This window comes from Flectobacillus sp. (assembly GCF_049240685.1).
Lineage (GTDB): Bacteria > Bacteroidota > Bacteroidia > Cytophagales > Spirosomataceae > Flectobacillus.
Genome location: NZ_JBMLSD010000282.1, coordinates 1 through 2095 on the forward strand (window position 1 = coordinate 1; position 2095 = coordinate 2095).

The 2095-nt window shown below is 40.1% G+C and carries 1 protein-coding gene; it reads right to left on the reverse strand.

Annotation, left to right across the window (positions count from 1 at the left end; genetic code table 11):
• Positions 1-250: 250 nt before the first annotated feature.
• Positions 251-1582, reverse strand: a complete 1332-nt coding sequence (locus ACOVQ4_RS12970) for a hypothetical protein (protein WP_421821061.1) — start codon at positions 1580-1582, stop codon at positions 251-253.
• Positions 1583-2095 lie beyond the last annotated feature (513 nt).

The window sequence follows — 2095 nt, forward strand, 5'->3', positions numbered from 1 at the left end:
ACATGCCTGTCACGCATGGGGTCGCGGGTTCGAGTCCCGTCCAGACCGCAAAAGCTCAGAAAGAAATTTCTGAGCTTTTTTTGTTACTTTTTCCTAGATTTTTCGCCGATTCTGAATAATAGAATTGGCTTCCGTGTTTGAATAATTGAGCAAAACTAAATTGGGCATTCTGCAAAAATAGGCGTTTGATTCTTTAGTAATATTTCACCTAATGCATAAAGCCTCGTTCACAACAATAGGAACTCATATCTTAATTGGCAGTTACTTGGGTTTGAACAATATTATTATCAACCTTTCCCTCGCCAGCAGAGCCATACAATATCGTAACAGTTATATTTTGAGTTGTATTGGCAGGAATACCCTCTTTGCGCGTGACCGTGAAGCCAATCTTTTTGAAGCTGTTTGGTGGAATGCTTATCCCTGATTTTGCCATCACGGTAATAAAGAAAGTATTTTCACTGAAGGTCCAGTCGCCATTCGAATTGTTGGTTACGCCAGATACATTCGAGCTCCCTGTATTGAGAGAATAGGTAATATCAAATCCAGAAATTTTGGTAATCCTGAATCCAATTATGTTACCAGGGATATTCTGAACATCATTTTTTTCAAATACATTTACAATGATATCTCTCGAACTTGCGGCTCCCGCAAATTCTAAACTATTGATTTCGGTTGTAGGGGTCAAATCAGGAATTGGTGCAGCTTTCCAATCGCCCGACGAACCATCCGCAATATTGGGCACTCCGTCTCCATCGGTATCGCAATTGGTAGTACAATCTATTTTGCCGTCGTTGTTGATATCCCAATTGGGATTTAAACCCGCCTCTAACAAATCCGAAATGCCATCGTTATTACTATCTACATCGTAGGGATTGGGTTTTCCATCAAAATCAGCATCTGGAGGAATAACTCCTAAGCCCGCTGCAGCTGCCAAAGGTACTCCTTGAGCATTAACAGCGCCATCTACCATACCATCTTCATTTAGGTCTACTCCCAAGGCCTCGGCTACATCTCTTATGCCATCATTATCACTATCCAAATCTATGCGATTGGGAACTCCATCTGCATCAGTATCGCTACTCAACTGAGCATTTTCGACTGTATCTAGTATTCCATCGTTATCATCATCCAAATCTATGATATCGCCAATTCCATCACTATCGGTATCAAGATATACCGTAACAGAAGTTGTACTATTATCATTTCCTGTTAGGTTACCTGTGGTTTGTGGCCCGTTAAATCCCAAGGTTCCTGTGATGGTTAGCGGACCACCCACCGCGATTCCTGTGTAGCCAATTTCGATTTGACTACAAGTGCCAGGCGCAAGCGCTACAGAATTTTCGAGGCGGATGTTTTGACCGTCGTTTGATAATACCACCCATCCAGAAATAGCAATAGGCACTACGGTATTTCCAATTAGCGAACTAGGAAAGCTTATGAGAGGTCGGAGCTTGTTGGCAGCGGCCACGCGAGTCCCTCCATCATTATTACAAATATCCACAATAAGCCTACCCGAACTAGAGCCTTTGACTATAGCGGCAGGTTGAGTCGAAATATTTATACTAACATCTTGGGCGGCCATCTTTTTATACATCAGCATAAAAAGGCTACAGAATAGTACTACTCTTGGCAAAATGTACATAGTATAGTAGGAGTTTGGTAAAAAATGAATTGAACTACTCTCTTCTTTTCACCATCATACCTAACAAAAAACGTTAGCACCTTATGACTACGCAGACTTTTATGAGATAAAATTTGAACCATGCATAATCCATTACAAATCTACTTTTATACTTAGGGCGGTAAGTATTTCTTGCTTTGATACAAGGCAAAAATCATCGAACCTTCTTTAACTTAGGGTAGTTGCTGAAGGTTTTTATACGCATAGCAATCGTGATGTGCGGTCAAGATTACTACGATTGTTAAAATTTGATGTAAGAATAACAGGATTTCATACTCGATATTCTTCATTTATACAAACAAACAACGATAATTCTTGTACAACTTTCGTGCCGATGTCAGAAATAATTGAGAGAAAATACTTAGGTAATCGTGTAGAATTAGGTTTAAGTTTTGTGTTTTAGGCAACAGGCAC

What these genes read in the sequence shown, in the direction of transcription:
- ACOVQ4_RS12970 (WP_421821061.1), bottom strand. Translation starts at nt 1,582, where the DNA reads ATGGCCGCCCAAGATGTTAGTATAAATATTTCGACTCAACCTGCCGCT.